Source organism: Affinundibacterium flavidum (genome assembly GCF_014284175.1).
GTDB classification, from domain to species: Bacteria; Pseudomonadota; Gammaproteobacteria; order Burkholderiales; family Burkholderiaceae_D; genus Undibacterium; species Undibacterium flavidum.
In genome coordinates, this window is the sequence record NZ_JACOGA010000007.1 from 102,665 (window position 1) to 117,556 (window position 14,892).

The window sequence follows — 14,892 nt, forward strand, 5'->3', positions numbered from 1 at the left end:
AATTATGCTGATCCAACTTGCTATTATCGGGCTGCTGTTTGCGGTGTTTCCGCTGGCCTTAGTACTCATTTCTAAAGAGCAGAACAAGTTTCGCAAGTTAATTGCAGTCACTTTGTTTTTGACTTTTGACCTGATTATTTTCGGCGCATTTACCCGCCTGACCGACTCAGGACTCGGTTGTCCGGATTGGCCGGGATGCTATGGCGAAGCCAACCCATTTCAAGCACACAGCGAGATCAAAGCAGCGGAAACTTTGCTACCGACCGGGCCAGTTACCGTTGCTAAAGCTTGGATAGAAATGATCCACCGTTATTTGGCAATGAGTGTTGGCGTGCTAATTATTTTGCAGATGGGAATCGCTTGGTGGAAACGTAAATCCATGCGCCATAGCCCTTGGCTTCCGACCATCTTGTTTGTACTGGTAGGAATTCAAGGGGCCTTTGGAAAATGGACTGTCACCATGAAATTGCAGCCCATCATTGTGACTATCCACTTGATGCTGGCACTGACGATACTGGGTATGCTGGTGTGGGCGTGGCAACGTGAAGCGACGCAGCTTGTGTTAAAACTCCCGCCATTGTTACCACGCTTATTGCCTTTTGCATTTGTGATCTTGGTATTGCAAATCGCGCTCGGGGGTTGGGTCAGCACTAATTACGCAGCGCTTGCTTGCCATGATTATCCTTTGTGTAATGGCGAGGTAGTTCCACAGCTTGATTTTGAACATGCTTACACCTTGTGGCGCGAATTAGGACGAACTGGTAGCGGCGATTTCTTGCCGTTTTCGGCCTTGATTACAATACACTGGGTGCATCGTAGTTTCGCATGGGTCGTGTTTGCACTGCTTGCCAGTGTTGCTTGGCTGAGCCGACAACAAGCTGAAACGAAGCAATTGGGTAATGCAATATTTGCCGTATTGTTAATGCAATTCATGACAGGCGTGGCGACGATCTACTTTTCTTGGCCGTTGGCGATTGCCGTTTTGCATAACGCCGGAGCAGCGCTGCTCGTGCTGATCTTGAGCGTGTTAAACTATCGGGTTCGCTCCAGCGCCGTTCCAGTTTCTTAAGCACATATAATGACCAAGCCTCGTATTTTGATTAATCGCCTCTCGCAGTATGTAGCGCTGACTAAGCCGCGTGTTACCCAGTTAGCGGTATTCTGTGCTGTGATAGGCATGTTTTTGGCGACTCCCGGATTGCCCGACTGGCGTATTGTGGTGGCTGCGACTATTGGTATCTGGTTATTAGCCGGTGCCGCATTTGCGGTGAATTGTCTGGTCGAGCGTGAAATCGATGCACGTATGGCACGTACGGCTCGCCGTCCGAGTGCGCAAGGTGAAATGACCACCCAGCAAATTTTGCTGTTTTCAGGCGTGATTGGTGGCGCTGGCATGTGGATTCTCTATGCCTTAGTTAATCCTTTGACGATGTGGCTGACGTTTGTGACTTTTGTCGGCTATGCGGTGATTTATACAATTATCCTGAAGCCGGCAACGCCACAAAATATCGTGATTGGTGGCTTGTCAGGTGCGATGCCTCCTGCACTGGGTTGGGCGGCGATTGCCAATGAAGTGCCGATGCAAGCATGGTTGTTAGTGCTAATTATTTTTGTCTGGACACCACCGCATTTCTGGGCATTGGCGATGTATAGACGTGATGACTATGCGAAGTCGGGTTTGCCTATGCTTCCTATTACGCATGGTCCTGAATTTACCCGTTTTCATATCTGGCTGTACACAATCGCTTTATTCGCAACGACTTTATTGCCGTATGCAGTCAAGATGAGCGGCTTAATTTATCTGGTCAGCGCAATCATTTTGGGCTTGGGTTTCTTGTGGTATGCATGGCGAATTTACCGCCACTATGATGACGTATTGGCGCGCAAGACTTTCACGTTTTCTATCGTCTATCTGTCGCTCTTATTCGCCGCTTTATTGATCGATCATTACATCAAATTCTGATATGAAAACTCTTTCTCTGCACTCGCGTTCGAATCGCTCGATTTGGCTGACATTGACGATTTTGCTGAGCTTGATGCTTGGTGCTTGTACTAAGCCGGCTGAAAAATTTGTGAATACAGATTTAACTGGATTGGAATACGCCAAAGACTTTTCCCTGATTGATCAAAATGGTCAGCCACGTACTTTGGCTGACTTCAAGGGTAAGGCGGTCGTGCTGTTTTTTGGTTATACCCAATGCCCAGATGTCTGCCCGACGACAATGTTCGAGATGTCCAAAGTCATGACGCAACTCGGTCCTTTGGCAGATCGTGTACAAGTCTTGTTTGTAACTGTTGATCCTGAACGCGACACGCAAGAGCTATTGGCGGCTTACGTGCCAAATTTCGACAAGCGTTTCCTCGGTCTATATGGGAATGCAGAAGCAACGGCGAAGGTCGCGAAAGAGTTCAAAGTGTTCTATCAAAAGAGCCCGGGTAAAACACCAGATAGTTACACGATGGATCACACTGCAGCGAGCTATGTATTCGATCCTGAAGGAAGAATTCGTTTGTACGTTCAGTATGGACAAAAGACCGACGCGATTGTGCATGACTTGAAGATACTGCTGCAGCAGTAATCGATCTTGATAGGCAAGTATTGCTAATCGGTACTTCAGCAAAACAAAATAAAATAAAACAAAAGGCACTCTATGAGTGCCTTTTTTGTGAGTGCTAAGCTTGAAGCTTGGCGTATTCGGGTGACCTGAATTAAGCGTATTCGCTCAATGCACCTTTCATCTTCTTCAACGCTGCGCTTTCGATTTGACGGATGCGTTCGGCCGAGACGCCATATTCATCTGCCAGTTCATGCAAAGTCGCACCTGAGCCATCATCGTTTTGTAACCAACGTGATTCTATGATACGACGTGAACGTGGATCGAGTTTCGCTAAAGCGGATTCCAAACCTTCACCTTGCAAGCGATCGTATTGCTGAGCTTCAATCACATTACTTGGTTCACCAGCTTCAGTTTTTAAGTAGGCGATAGGTGCGAATTTTTCATCTTCATCGTCACTTGATCCATCCAAAGCAACATCACGACCAGACAGACGCATTTCCATCTCAATGACATCTTCGCGCTTGACGTCTAATTTACTTGCCAGATTGTCGATTTGTGAAGGTGTCATGGAATCCAGACCTTCTTTATTCGAACGCAGATTAAAGAACAACTTTCGTTGTGCCTTAGTCGTAGCCACTTTCACCAAGCGCCAGTTTTTCAAGATGTATTCATGCATCTCGGCTTTAATCCAATGCATCGCATACGAAACCAAGCGTACGCCTTGATCGGGATCGAAACGCTTAACTGCTTTCATCAAGCCGATATTGCCTTCTTGAATCAAATCTGCATGTGGCAAACCGTAGCCCAAGTAACCGCGTGCAATAGAGACGACCAGACGCAAGTGCGACATAACTAATTGTTGCGCAGCGTTCAAATCGTTGTGCAGTTTTAATTTAGTCGCGAGATCAATTTCTTCTTCGTGCGTTAACATAGGCAAACGATTGACCGCAGAAATATAGGCATCAATATTGCCCAATGTGCCGGTAAACCCCAGTGCTAAAGCGGTGCTGTCCGAAGAGCGCAAAATGCCTTGTGCTGATGTTTGTGTCATGTTTCCTCCTGATGTCAAATCAGATTGTATCTATAGAGCCCTACCTAAATTTTTTAGGTATCTTCAAGTTCTAATATTAGCACTCAATCGGCATGAGTGCTAATAATCTGTTTGTTTTGTCGAATTTCAAGTGCTTCGCTATAAAAAAATTAATTTTTTAGCGTTTTTTCTGCTTATTTTGCTGCTTACTTTACTGTTTAATTAGCAATTTAGACCGTGAAATATCAAGAAAGTTGCATCTGAGAATTCAAATCGATTCTGCTCAATGCGGAATTTTTGATAATTGGCGGCGTACAGAGAGGTAAGCGCCACTCAAACCTAGTAACTTACTGATGATAATTAAACCCAGGCTAGGTAATATACCAAGCGGGCTGAGGTGGAATTCAGATGCATACAACTTGGCAAATTCTGCGATTGCCTGATTTAATGGCTGCAAAGATAAGGCAACCAGCCCCAAAGCGAGGCCACCAGCGAGCACGCCTAACATCGCTCCTGTGTAGTAATACGGCTTATGGATGAAACTATTGGTTGCGCCCAACATCCGGCTGACGCTAATTTCAGCTTGATGCGAGATGACTTGCAAGCGCGTCGCATTGAAAATGACGACGATCACGACGACAGCCAAAGTGCCAGCCAAGAATAACAAGGCCATCTGTGCTACATGCAGTAATGCTGCCAGACGTTTAACCCACTCGGAATCCACTTGCACTACATCGACATGATCAAGCCCGCGCAAAGCCGTAGTAAGTTGCTCTAGCTTGTCGCTGTCAGAATTGGAAAGAGACAAGACAAAGGCGTCGGGCAAGGGATTGCCTCCCAATGTGGCTAATACCTCCGCCAGACTATTTGTTCCTTCCATTGCAGCCAATGCTTTGTCTTTGGCGACGAAGCGCAATTTGGCATTAATTTGCAGGTCTTTGAGTGTTTTTTTGATGGGAGCTTGTAAGTTTGCCGCATCGGCGCTAGCCATTTCTGGCTTCAGAAAAACACTTACCTCGGGTTCTATCGACAGTTGTGACGCAACTGGACGGATGTTTTCTAAAATGGTTAAGCCTGCAATCGGTAGTGATAAGGCGATCGCTACTACCAGTACGTTAAAAAGAAAATTGCCCGGCGCAGCGCGCAAGTGGGTGAGTGCGCTACGCAAAGCATAAGCATGTTGGCGGAACCAGTTGGTCATGATTTTTGTATCCTAGCGAATTCTATGTTAGGCGGCAATGTCCGCGCTGTTGGTCGAACTGACCGAAGAAGTCCATGAATCCTTAACCTCTCCCTTGCTCAGATAAATCACGCGATTAGCTTGATCGAGGAATTGCTCATCATGGCTGGAAATAATGCAAGTCACACCTGAGCGTTGAAAAGCTTTCAAAGCATTAATGACGATGATGGTATTGTCGCGATCAAGATAGGCGCTTGGTTCATCAGCCAGAATGATTTGCGGACGATTTACAATCGCACGCGCAATCGCTACGCGTTGCTGTTCGCCTCCAGAGAGCGCAAGTGGAGATGCGTTTGCTTTGTCCAACATATTGAGTCTATCCAAAGCCGCACGGGCGCGAGTTTCCGCCTCACTGACAGATTCGCCAACGACGATCATCGGCAGCATGACGTTCGCCAGCACGCTGCGATCAAGTAATAAGCCCTGTCCCTGCAAGATCAAGCCTAATTTGCGCCGCAAATAGGGCAGGCTGCCAGCTTTTAATTTGCTGATGTTTTGACCGTTCATCATGACTGTGCCACTGCTAGGTTTTTCCAGTCCGGCAATCATGCGTAGCAAGGTCGATTTGCCCGCGCCAGAAGGTCCCGCCAAAAACACTAATTCACCATCGCCAATACTCAAGGACACGTCGCGTAGGGCGTACACATCATTCGCATAAGCTTTGCTTACATGTTGAAATTCGATCATCGCAAACTTTCGTCGTTTTAGACCAATGAAGATTACTGCAACAAGGCATCTACAAATTCTTGGGCATTGAAGGCTTGTAAGTCTTCAATTTGCTCACCCACGCCAATGAAGTACACGGGAATAGGGCGGGTTTTGGCAATTGCAGCCAATACGCCACCTTTAGCGGTGCCATCCAGTTTGGTAATGATCAATCCCGTCAATTGTAGAGCGTCATCAAAAGCCTTGACTTGCGCCAACGCGTTTTGCCCCGTATTTCCGTCAATCACCAACAAGACTTCTTGTGGCGCGCCGTCCATGCCTTTGGCGATCACTCGTTTAATTTTTTTGAGTTCTTCCATCAGATGCAATTGCGTCGGTAAGCGACCTGCAGTATCGACCATCACGACATTCGTACCACGTGCTTTGGCCGAGGCGACTGCATCAAAAGCAACCGCCGCCGGGTCACCGGATTCCTGTGCAATAACCGTAATATTATTGCGCTCGCCCCAGACCATTAATTGTTCGCGGGCTGCGGCGCGGAAGGTATCGCCCGCAGCCAAGACCACGGATTGATTATGCACTTGCATATGTTTGGCGAGCTTACCGATGGTCGTCGTTTTACCTGCGCCATTGACACCTGCAATCATCATGACTAAGGGTTGATAGCGGCCAAGTTCAAATGGCTTTTGCAAAGGGTTTAGCAAGTCTAATAACAACACTTTCAATGCTGCTTTGACTTGCTCTGCCTCGGTCAGTTTTTCTTCTTTGACTTTGCGCTTTAAATTTTCCAGTAAATGCATGGTGGCTTCGACACCAGCATCTGCAGTGAGCAAAGCAGCTTCTAATTCATCGTATAAATCATCGTCAATACGAGCACCGATAAACAATGTCGTCAGATTCGATGAAGTCTTTGCCAAGCCTTGTTTCAGACGGGCGATCCAGGATAGTTTCGCTGGTGCTGCAACTGGTTCTGCAACTGATTCCGCAACTGGCTCAATAATTGATTCCGTAGCGCGATGATTGATTTCGCCCGTGATCGCTTGAGTTTGAGTGCTGGTTTCTGTTGCAGAATCAGAAGGCGGATTAACTGACTGATGTTCTTGGATTTCTGCGCTAGCTGGCGTGGATACAGGCTCTGGCGTTTTTTTTCTGAAAAAGCTAAACATTGATGAAATTTTACGTTAAGAGTGGTGTTGAGATTGTTCGCTGTCGGTGCAAAATGCGGATGCCGTCAGGAAAATACGTATCGCAAGGCAGACAATTGCGGTGTTATGGCGAAAAACCTTTAGAATGCTGCCATTCTAACAGAGCAGACCGTCGATTTTCCGCCCCCGCTATGAATCACAACAAGAATCGCCAGAATCCATCGCCGCCGCCAGCGCCGCGTGCAAATCACCGCCAGGCCAGTCATCAGGTCAGAATCATAGGCGGACTCTGGAAGCGTACGCCTTTGACGGTGATTAGTGCCGATGGTTTGAGACCGACACCTGACCGCGTGCGTGAAACGGTGTTTAATTGGTTGCATCATTTGCATAATGGTCAGTGGAATAACATTTCCTGTCTTGATATGTTTGCCGGTAGTGGTGCATTGGGATTTGAAGCGGCCAGTCGGGGGGCAAGTCAGGTCACGATGTTTGAGGCATTTCCACCCGCCTATAAGCAATTAGAGCAAACTAAACAGAAATTACGGGCAGAACAGGTGCATTTACTGCGTGGTGATGCGCTTTTATTGGTCAAAAATCTCTTGGTCAAGCAACAGAAGTTTGACCTGATCTTTCTTGACCCACCTTTTAATCTGGGATTTTTAGAAAAAATTTTGCCGCTCTGCACTGATTTGCTGACGCCAACGGGAATTTTATATGTTGAGTCTGAACAAGCGCTGATGCTCGATTCGGTACCCGCGACAGCAGCTTGCGAACCGACTTGGCGCATTTTGCGTCAGGATAAGGCTGGTAGCGTGTACTTTCATTTGTTGCAACGCAACACCGAGTCGGGTGAAGCTGTATAAAATCTGGGATAATGCGCGTCTAATATAAAAAGCTAAGTCGAATATTGCATAAGAACTTAGTAAAAACAAAATCACAAACACCATTCCACCAAGGGAAATGTCATGGTTACAGCAGTTTATCCGGGAACATTTGATCCGCTGACGCGCGGACATGAAGACTTAGTGCGTCGTGCTTCTGGCTTGTTTGACACCTTGATTGTTGGGGTTGCTGACAGCAAAAATAAGAAACCTTTTTTCTCTTTGGAAGAGCGCCTTAGTATTGCGAATGAAGTGCTGGGACATTATCCGAATGTCAGAGTCGAGAGTTTTTCTGGGCTGTTGAAAGACTTTGTTCGTAAGAACGATGCGCGTGTGATTGTGCGTGGCCTGCGTGCAGTATCCGACTTCGAGTATGAGTTTCAGATGGCAGGGATGAATCGTTATTTATTGCCTGATGTAGAAACGATGTTCTTGACGCCATCTGATCAATATCAATTTATTTCCGGCACGATCGTGCGTGAAATTGCGCAATTTGGCGGCGATGTTTCAAAATTTGTTTTCCCTTCAGTTGATGCTTGGTTGAAGAAGAAAATTGCAGAGCAAAATAAGTGAAGTTCGGTGCGCAGTGTGTGCTGAACTGATAGCAAGTGAGCAGCAAATAAGCAGCGATGTAAGCAACAACGTAAGCTGCAAATAAGTAGAAAATTAGCGCGTCAGCCGACGCCAGTAAAAAGTGAAATTATGGCCTTATTAATTACCGACGATTGCATCAATTGTGATGTATGTGAACCTGAATGCCCCAATGAAGCGATTTATATGGGGCCAGAGATTTACGAAATCGATCCGAATAAATGTACAGAATGCGTTGGTCATTACGACGAGCCGCAATGTCAGCAAGTCTGTCCGGTGAGCTGCATTCCATTTAATCCAGCTTGGCGCGAGAGCAAAGAGCAGCTAATGGCAAAATACGAAATGCTGCAGGCAGCAGCCAAGAAAAACTAAGCTCGTCCGAATTCAAGCATCTGGCGCTTCGCATACGCAGTTGCGCCCTTTTTCTTTCGCATCATACAAAGCGCGATCCGCTCTTAATAATAGAGCTTGCGCAGTGTTTTCAATTTCCCCAGAATTATGATTGTCGGATAAGGTCGCGATTCCTATCGACAGACTGACATCGCATAATCCCGTCATGCTCAGTAAAAAGGATTTATCGGCGATGCTTTTTCGTATCCGTTCTGCGACGTGTTTGGCATTGTCGTGACTGGTATTGATCAGCAAGACGACAAATTCTTCACCACCAAAACGTCCTATAGTGTCGCTCAATCGTAGCTCAGCTTTGATGCGTTTCGCGGCTTCTTTCAGCACTTCGTCACCACCTTGATGACCATGGTGATCATTGATTTTTTTAAAGTGATCTATGTCCAGATACATGCAGGCAATGCTGTAATGCTGACGCCGCGCACGCGCAATTTCTTCCAGCATGCGTTGCTCCACGCAACGACGGTTGCTGACATTGGTGAGAGCATCAGTTAAGCCAATTTGCGTCAGACGCTCACTGTTGATCACATTTTCCAAGCAGATAGCGATGATAGAAGCCAAGCGCTCTATGAAGTCGGTGCCCATGTCACTGACAAAGCGCTCTGGCGATGCGCTACCTAAATTTAAGCTGCCGATTAATTTGCTTTGTCGGATTAAAGGAATAATCGCAACGCTGACGGGCTGTTCAAAACAACACGCAAACAAAGACTGATGTATGGTCTGATCGAATTCGCCGAGCACCGGTTTTTTCAAAGGTTGACCGGCAAGCTGCAAATCTGTTTCAGTTTGCGCGAACAAAAGAAAAGGAAATTCTTCCTTGTCGATTTTCAGATCTGCCAACATTTCTTGTAAATTGTGCTGCGTATTTACTAGGCTCAAGCTGACTTGATCGAGTTCACAAATCTCCGCTAAGGTGACAAAAATATGCTGCAGTAATTCGCGAAAACTATGTGCCCCTATCAGTTGCAAATCCAAGCTTTGATGGCGATTCAAAATCGCTTGATTGTGGCGCGCTTCGTTGATGAGATCTTGTAGCTGTGCACGCACAATATGTACTTCATTATGCATAGCATCACCAAGATGAGTGCTACTGGTGGTGAATGAATTATCCATAGAGTTTTCATGCCAAGATGAGAAGGGGCGACGATATGCAACGTTGGCATTACTGTATCATAGGCCAGCTTTGCCAGACACTAACTCACATTCTTTAACAAGTGAGAAAGTGTGTAAGGCCGAACGCAAGGGGGTGATCTGTCGTCGAGATGCGACATTGTTTCTCTAGAGGATGAAAACGATGATTGCGTTTGCTTGCTGAGTGGAAATAAATAATCAGAAATAGTGGGAATAAATTCGATGAAAAAAAATTTGCGTCATGTCGTATTGCTCAACATTTATCTTGGCATCGCGATATTAAGCTGTATGTCAAACTTCACGCTAAGCGCACAAGAAAATCCCCCTAAGCAGGAGCTGGAGCATGTGAAGGAACGGGTGAGTGAGCAGGTGAGGGAGCCAGCGACACCAGATCAAACGGTAGAAATTAGCAGTACAAAAGATCCTGATTGGAAATCATATCGTGTGATGTTGAAAGGTCTGGATGCTTTTGAAAAATATCATGCACATGCACCACAAGCATCGCCTCAATTCATATTGAAACCGCGTCGTCTGGATGTGAGTTTGTCGGGCGTAAATTTACGTTTGGCTAGTGATGAATCGAGCCGCACAATACCGCTCGCCAGTGATGGTAGCTTCGTACTTCCTCGCGATGAACAGGCGGCCTCTCAACGCGCCGAATTGATGATCAATCGAAAGAAGGAAATGTTTCGCTGGTGGCCGTTGGTGAAAAGTCCAGGTGTCGCTACACAACATCGACGCTTAGGTGATTTACGACTTGAATGTGAAATGTTTTGGGCAATTCATTACGATGACCTGCCATTTGTCGCGCGTAATTTGATGCGTACAGTTGGAGGCCCTTGTCAGACCAAGAAAGTGATTTTGAGTTTTCCTGCGGAGTGGATGGGTTTGCAGGCGGCGACTTTGGTACAGGGCGAACGCCGTATGAATCTGGCAGTAGACAAAGACAGATCAACTTATTCCATCACTTTGTACAATCCCGATTTTAGTGACGATGCCTTGATTGAGCTTCAATTTGACGCAGATGTTGTGACTCAACCAGATAAAAAAATACGTAACGTCAATGGTTTGAATGTGGTCGTGAAATTGTGATCACGGATGCGATGGGGTAGCGACCCCACTGACGTCAAAAAAATTCCCGACTTCAGTTTGATTTGAATTATTTTATTAACTTGTTAAAGTTTGTTCGCATGATTCCCTTGTTTTTCGTGGGCTTAATTGGCTTATAACGCCGTCGGTCGTTGAGGTATCATTTTTGTTGCTTTTTATGTGATTACTTTATTTTGTCTATGACTTGATTTTTCAAACATGCTACAAAATATTAGCTAATTCTAACGGACGCTTTGACCGGATAAAGTATTAGGATAACTTTCGGAACCCACCGCGTATAACGATGGATTGAAAAAAATCCATTCTCGATAAGAAGACTTGTTTTTGAATTGGGAGAATTGTAGTGAGAAATTTCCGATTTTGATTGGTTTTTGATCCGATAGGCTATAAATCCCAATGATTCCGTTATTGTCTTTTGCATAAATCAGGCCCCAGGTGTTTTTTCCAGTGAGTGGGTCGTCATAAATACGACGTAAATGTCGAGTTATCTTTGGATAGCGAGGATCTTTGATTAAATCATTTAGTGACTGAGGCGATGACCTTTGCCCGTTGATGGTCGCATTGGCGTAGCTCACCATCGCGCGTTGATATTCTGCTCCAATGTCGAGCAATGCTTCCTCGGCGCTTCTTCGTTGAAGGATGCTTCCGACTTGTATGGTGGCTACACTAACCACACCAAGAAGTGCAATCACAATGAGCAAGCCTATGTAAGTAAACCCCGTACTTTTGTGTCGGTTGTGATAATTAGGTGATGAACTAGACTGGCGGAGCTGCACGCTAATACTCACGATACGGTTTGCCGTGACGGTCGTTGCCGTTGGCTGTGCTTTTAATATTGTACACATTGCCTTTGTTATCGCCTTCTGGTGCAATGAGTTCCCAAGTGGTGCTGTTTTCGTTGATGGGGTCGAAGGGGGGGGCACGTAAGTATTTTTTCTCTACAAGTTCTTCAAGTGATTCCGGATAACGACCAGTGTCACCATAGAATTTGTCGATGGTCTCTCGAGTTACTCGAAGAGTATCGGCGAGCACCGTTTCTTTTGCTGTGTCTATATTCTGGAAATATCGCGGTACTGAGAGCGTCGCCAGTAATGCAATGATGGCGAGTACCACCAGCAGTTCAATGAGCGTAAATCCTGTGCAAAATAGGCATTTCTTGTCAGCGTGCCTGTAGTCGCTGTTGTGCGTTGAAAGTGATTGGCGTAGCGGCATACCGATTACCATTTTTTGTAGGGGATACTATTAAGCCCGATTTCGCGGGAGGTGCTGTAGACATCAAAGACATCGAGACCTTCTTGGGGATCATCGGCTTCGCTAGTATAGCTGCGTTTACCCCATGTTTCCCCATCTTCCAGTTGTGAGTTGCTATTGAAAGGATCACGCGGAATTCGGCGTAGAAAATAAATATTCTGACGTTTTGGGTCGCGCTGATCTGCAATTCCATTGACTAAGATCTCCAAGTTTTTTGGATAGCCAGAGCTACCAAACTGCTTGGCTAATCTACCTTCATCACTTGCACGTTTGTATGCATCAATTGCATGCCGGATTTCGCGTAGAGCGAGTCTTAGTTCCTGTTCTTTTGTGCGCTGCACAGCAATTTGCGTTATTGGGATTACGCTAGTAGCCAGTACCGCGAGAATCGCAAGGGTTACCAATAGTTCGATTAAGGTAAACCCTAGCGTATTTCTATTGTACCTATGAGACGAGTTATATATTCCCATAAGATCAGCTATGGCAAAATCTTGATGCTAAATGGAGTCGGTAGTGCTGTACTCACGATTTGCCCAATAGCAGTGGTCGGTGTGACGCTGAGTACTTGGACAGTGCTGGCCTCACTTGTTGCGATCGCTTTGAAATTAATAATCATGACAATACCATTGCTTGTCGCTGAACCATCACCCAGACGTGTTGTTGAGATGAAGATCGGGCCATTAGGATCAACCCTGCTAGTAAAATTGGTTTGGGCGCCACCCTGCTTGAGGAATGTGCCTTCACTGACACCTACCAATTGGAGTGCTTTGGTGTCATAGCTTAAGTTGAGCGGTAAGCTATTGATTGACTGATCCGATTGCATCTGTAGTTGTAGTGTAAATATTTCACCTACTTTGGTTTGGGTTGGGCCTTGCCACGTTAATTTAGATCCACTTATTGGGTTGTTTTGTGTGCTGACAGGAATCGGATTATTGAGTACGTTGCCTATTCCCTGGTTTTGTCCATAATTACTCTGCCCTAGGCCAGCGTTAGGATTCGAACCCGAGCCATTATTGTTGTTGGTATTATGATTGTTAAGGCTGGTATTCTCGGTACTGGTCGAGCCATTTCCGGTTTGGGTCGTGACGATGGCTGAGCCGGAACCAGAATCAGGACGAGTTCGGAAACTACTATCGGTACCAGATCTAAATTCTGCTACTGCAGCGATTGGACGTTGGATATTGCGGATGATGTGTGGTGTGATGGATAAAACAATTTCATTTTTGGTGTTGTTGTCTGCATTGGTGGAGAACAAACGTCCTAAAATTGGTACTTCGCCTAGAAACGGAATTTTCGTGGCACTGCGTCTGTCTTCATCGTTAATCAATCCAGCTAATACTTGGTTTTCACCATCACGCAGACGTAAAACGGTGTTGGCTGAACGAGTCCCTATCGTATAGGCGCTTGAGCCATTTTTTGTTTGAAATTGGCTGACGATGCTGCTCACTTCCATCGATACTTTAATGGCGACATCGTTGTCTAAATACACGGTTGGCTCGACGTTTAAGGTAAGACCTACATCTAAATAAGCGATTGAATCCGATACGAAGGTACCTGAGGTTGTGGTGGTGACGTTGGGGACACGTTCACCGATCATGATTTTCGCTTTTTCATGATTGCGTGCACGAATTCTGGGGTTGGCGAGAAGATTGACATCCGAGTCTTGCTTTTTCGCGTTGACGGTGAGATTGCCAATGCCTGCGCTCACTGTGCCACTATTCACATTGTTTTTGAGATCTCGTAAAGTTAAGCTACCGCCTGCGATGCTCGGTAGTGGTATTAAATTGAGGCTGTCTGGCCACTTAATACCGAGTTCTTGCAAACGAGATCGTTTAATTTCTAAAATTTCGACTTCTAACATGACTTCAGGCTCTGGTACATCCTGCATAGCGATGATTTTTTCCGCTAATCGGATCGCATCGGGACTATCGCGTACGATCATCAAGTTCAGCTTCTCATCTACTACGATGTCACGTATTTTCAAAATCGTTTTGAGTGTGGTTGCCACCGATTTAGCTTCGGCGTTAGCGAGAAAAAATGTTTTGACCATCATCTCTTGATAGTCTTTAAGCTTGGCTGGCGTGTTTGGATAAATCAGTATCGTACTGGCATCGAGAATCTGTTGTTCTAATTGGTTAGTTAACAATGTGAAGTGCACAGCAGATTCAATCGTACTATTTTTAAGAAAAATCGATGTTTTTTGATCAGTTTTTACATCTTTATCAAATAAGAAATTAAGCCCTGAAGTGCGAGAAATTACTTCAAATACTTGCTTGAGTGCGACGTCTTTGAATTCGATCGTTATGGGTTTTTTGAACGAGGTAGCAAGTGCAGTTTCTAATGCCGGTCTAGCGATTTTTTCTTGCAAACTTTGTTGCATAGTACGTGCTTCGGCATTGTTGGGATTTTCTATCAGAAGTTCACGCAATTTGTTCGCCGCGAATGCAGTATCATTTTGATTCAATGCAGCTTTAACGTCTTGAATAGTGAGTGCGTGACGGTTTTGCATTGCGATTTTATCGAGTCCTGCCTTGGCTCTGTCGTTGGTCGGGTCAAATGTGAGAATGCGTTGATAGTTGTTACTAGCTGTTTCCAATTTATTTTGAGCAAAATCTGAGTCAGCTTGTGTCAGCAGCTTTAAGCTCACTCTTTCGCGAGTTTGCAAATAGGCTGATCGATATTCAGCATTGCGTTCGTCGTAAACGAGTGCCTCTTGCAATTTATTGAGGCCTTGCTCAACTTGCCCTGCCTCAACTAGGCTCTTTCCTTCCCGAAATGCCATTTGCGCCGCGCATCCCGCGAGTAAGATTGCGCAAAGTGGAAAGAGCGCAATTTTCAAGACGCTATTTTTTAGAAAATGTTTAGAGTACATATTTTGTATTGA

General features: G+C 45.6%; 16 protein-coding genes and 1 pseudogene. 7 read left to right on the top strand and 10 right to left on the bottom strand.

Going from position 1 to position 14,892, the window contains the following annotated elements; all coding sequences use genetic code 11:
• Positions 1-4: 4 nt before the first annotated feature.
• The 3 genes from H8K55_RS08940 to H8K55_RS08950 all read left to right on the top strand — a co-directional run bounded on the left by H8K55_RS08940 (position 5) and on the right by H8K55_RS08950 (position 2,579).
• Entirely contained in the window at positions 5-1,069 is a 1,065-nt protein-coding gene (locus tag H8K55_RS08940; RefSeq protein WP_186941750.1) for a COX15/CtaA family protein, read from the top strand.
• A gap of 9 nt (positions 1,070-1,078) precedes the next feature.
• On the top strand, positions 1,079-1,963 hold the full coding sequence (gene cyoE / locus H8K55_RS08945) for a heme o synthase (RefSeq protein ID WP_186941751.1): 885 nt from the start codon (positions 1,079-1,081) through the stop codon (positions 1,961-1,963).
• Between the two features lie 73 nt (positions 1,964-2,036).
• Positions 2,037-2,579 (top strand): SCO family protein, encoded by a 543-nt coding sequence (locus H8K55_RS08950; protein ID WP_230408549.1) that lies wholly within the window; start codon positions 2,037-2,039, stop codon positions 2,577-2,579.
• Positions 2,580-2,709: 130 nt separating this feature from the next.
• On the opposite strand, the gene rpoH is transcribed toward H8K55_RS08950, so the two are convergent.
• The 4 genes from rpoH to ftsY form a co-directional block, all read right to left on the bottom strand.
• Positions 2,710-3,609 (bottom strand): RNA polymerase sigma factor RpoH, encoded by a 900-nt coding sequence (gene rpoH / locus H8K55_RS08955; RefSeq protein ID WP_186941753.1) that lies wholly within the window; start codon positions 3,607-3,609, stop codon positions 2,710-2,712.
• Between the two features lie 262 nt (positions 3,610-3,871).
• Positions 3,872-4,789, bottom strand: coding sequence for a cell division protein FtsX (locus tag H8K55_RS08960; protein WP_186941754.1), 918 nt, complete (start codon positions 4,787-4,789; stop codon positions 3,872-3,874).
• Positions 4,790-4,816: 27 nt separating this feature from the next.
• On the bottom strand, positions 4,817-5,515 hold the full coding sequence (locus H8K55_RS08965; protein WP_186941755.1) for a cell division ATP-binding protein FtsE: 699 nt from the start codon (positions 5,513-5,515) through the stop codon (positions 4,817-4,819).
• A 32-nt stretch (positions 5,516-5,547) separates the two neighbouring features.
• Complete coding sequence (ftsY, locus tag H8K55_RS08970) at positions 5,548-6,660, bottom strand: signal recognition particle-docking protein FtsY (RefSeq protein ID WP_186941756.1); 1,113 nt, start codon at positions 6,658-6,660, stop codon at positions 5,548-5,550.
• Positions 6,661-6,830: 170 nt separating this feature from the next.
• Here ftsY and rsmD point away from each other — a divergent pair, with 170 nt between their 5' ends.
• The 3 genes from rsmD to H8K55_RS08985 all read left to right on the top strand — a co-directional run bounded on the left by rsmD (position 6,831) and on the right by H8K55_RS08985 (position 8,483).
• On the top strand, positions 6,831-7,502 hold the full coding sequence (gene rsmD, locus H8K55_RS08975) for a 16S rRNA (guanine(966)-N(2))-methyltransferase RsmD (protein WP_186941757.1): 672 nt from the start codon (positions 6,831-6,833) through the stop codon (positions 7,500-7,502).
• 102 nt (positions 7,503-7,604) lie between these two features.
• Positions 7,605-8,093 carry a pantetheine-phosphate adenylyltransferase gene (gene coaD, locus H8K55_RS08980; protein ID WP_186917029.1) on the top strand — a complete coding sequence of 163 codons (489 nt, stop codon included), beginning with the start codon at positions 7,605-7,607 and terminating at the stop codon, positions 8,091-8,093.
• A gap of 129 nt (positions 8,094-8,222) precedes the next feature.
• A complete protein-coding gene (locus tag H8K55_RS08985; protein WP_186941758.1) occupies positions 8,223-8,483 on the top strand; it encodes a YfhL family 4Fe-4S dicluster ferredoxin in 261 nt (86 codons plus the stop codon).
• A gap of 12 nt (positions 8,484-8,495) precedes the next feature.
• Here H8K55_RS08985 and H8K55_RS08990 read toward each other — a convergent pair whose 3' ends face one another.
• The gene (locus H8K55_RS08990; RefSeq protein WP_230408542.1) at positions 8,496-9,629 is read right to left on the bottom strand and encodes a GGDEF domain-containing protein; all 1,134 of its coding nucleotides are present in this window, start codon (positions 9,627-9,629) and stop codon (positions 8,496-8,498) included.
• A 240-nt stretch (positions 9,630-9,869) separates the two neighbouring features.
• Between H8K55_RS08990 and H8K55_RS08995 the strand changes: the two genes are divergently transcribed.
• A complete protein-coding gene (locus tag H8K55_RS08995; RefSeq protein WP_186941759.1) occupies positions 9,870-10,739 on the top strand; it encodes a hypothetical protein in 870 nt (289 codons plus the stop codon).
• A gap of 239 nt (positions 10,740-10,978) precedes the next feature.
• Here the strand turns inward: H8K55_RS08995 and H8K55_RS09000 are convergent, their stop codons facing one another.
• The 5 genes and pseudogenes from H8K55_RS09000 to H8K55_RS09015 form a co-directional block, all read right to left on the bottom strand.
• Positions 10,979-11,545 (bottom strand): type II secretion system protein, encoded by a 567-nt coding sequence (locus H8K55_RS09000; protein WP_186941760.1) that lies wholly within the window; start codon positions 11,543-11,545, stop codon positions 10,979-10,981.
• Positions 11,535-11,969, bottom strand: coding sequence for a type II secretion system protein (locus H8K55_RS09005; protein ID WP_186941761.1), 435 nt, complete (start codon positions 11,967-11,969; stop codon positions 11,535-11,537). Before H8K55_RS09005 ends, H8K55_RS09000 begins: the two co-directional genes overlap by 11 nt.
• A 5-nt stretch (positions 11,970-11,974) precedes the next feature.
• Positions 11,975-12,349: a hypothetical protein gene (locus H8K55_RS09010; RefSeq protein WP_408057964.1), complete on the bottom strand. Its 375-nt coding sequence runs from the start codon at positions 12,347-12,349 to the stop codon at positions 11,975-11,977.
• 24 nt (positions 12,350-12,373) lie between these two features.
• Positions 12,374-12,478: pseudogene (locus H8K55_RS22295) on the bottom strand (pilus assembly FimT family protein); the annotation flags it as partial.
• An 8-nt stretch (positions 12,479-12,486) separates the two neighbouring features.
• Positions 12,487-14,880 carry a cohesin domain-containing protein gene (locus tag H8K55_RS09015; RefSeq protein WP_222612417.1) on the bottom strand — a complete coding sequence of 798 codons (2,394 nt, stop codon included), beginning with the start codon at positions 14,878-14,880 and terminating at the stop codon, positions 12,487-12,489.
• Positions 14,881-14,892 lie beyond the last annotated feature (12 nt).

Bases quoted from the DNA above. Each gene is read 5' to 3' on its own strand.
- H8K55_RS08940 (WP_186941750.1), top strand. From the start codon at position 5: ATGCTGATCCAACTTGCTATTATCGGGCTGCTGTTTGCGGTGTTTCCG.
- cyoE (WP_186941751.1), top strand. From the start codon at position 1,079: ATGACCAAGCCTCGTATTTTGATTAATCGCCTCTCGCAGTATGTAGCG.
- H8K55_RS08950 (WP_230408549.1), top strand. From the start codon at position 2,037: ATGCTTGGTGCTTGTACTAAGCCGGCTGAAAAATTTGTGAATACAGAT.
- rpoH (WP_186941753.1), bottom strand. From the start codon at position 3,609: ATGACACAAACATCAGCACAAGGCATTTTGCGCTCTTCGGACAGCACC.
- H8K55_RS08960 (WP_186941754.1), bottom strand. From the start codon at position 4,789: ATGACCAACTGGTTCCGCCAACATGCTTATGCTTTGCGTAGCGCACTC.
- H8K55_RS08965 (WP_186941755.1), bottom strand. From the start codon at position 5,515: ATGATCGAATTTCAACATGTAAGCAAAGCTTATGCGAATGATGTGTAC.
- ftsY (WP_186941756.1), bottom strand. From the start codon at position 6,660: ATGTTTAGCTTTTTCAGAAAAAAAACGCCAGAGCCTGTATCCACGCCA.
- rsmD (WP_186941757.1), top strand. From the start codon at position 6,831: ATGAATCACAACAAGAATCGCCAGAATCCATCGCCGCCGCCAGCGCCG.
- coaD (WP_186917029.1), top strand. From the start codon at position 7,605: ATGGTTACAGCAGTTTATCCGGGAACATTTGATCCGCTGACGCGCGGA.
- H8K55_RS08985 (WP_186941758.1), top strand. From the start codon at position 8,223: ATGGCCTTATTAATTACCGACGATTGCATCAATTGTGATGTATGTGAA.
- H8K55_RS08990 (WP_230408542.1), bottom strand. From the start codon at position 9,629: ATGGATAATTCATTCACCACCAGTAGCACTCATCTTGGTGATGCTATG.
- H8K55_RS08995 (WP_186941759.1), top strand. From the start codon at position 9,870: ATGAAAAAAAATTTGCGTCATGTCGTATTGCTCAACATTTATCTTGGC.
- H8K55_RS09005 (WP_186941761.1), bottom strand. From the start codon at position 11,969: ATGCCGCTACGCCAATCACTTTCAACGCACAACAGCGACTACAGGCAC.
- H8K55_RS09015 (WP_222612417.1), bottom strand. From the start codon at position 14,880: ATGTACTCTAAACATTTTCTAAAAAATAGCGTCTTGAAAATTGCGCTC.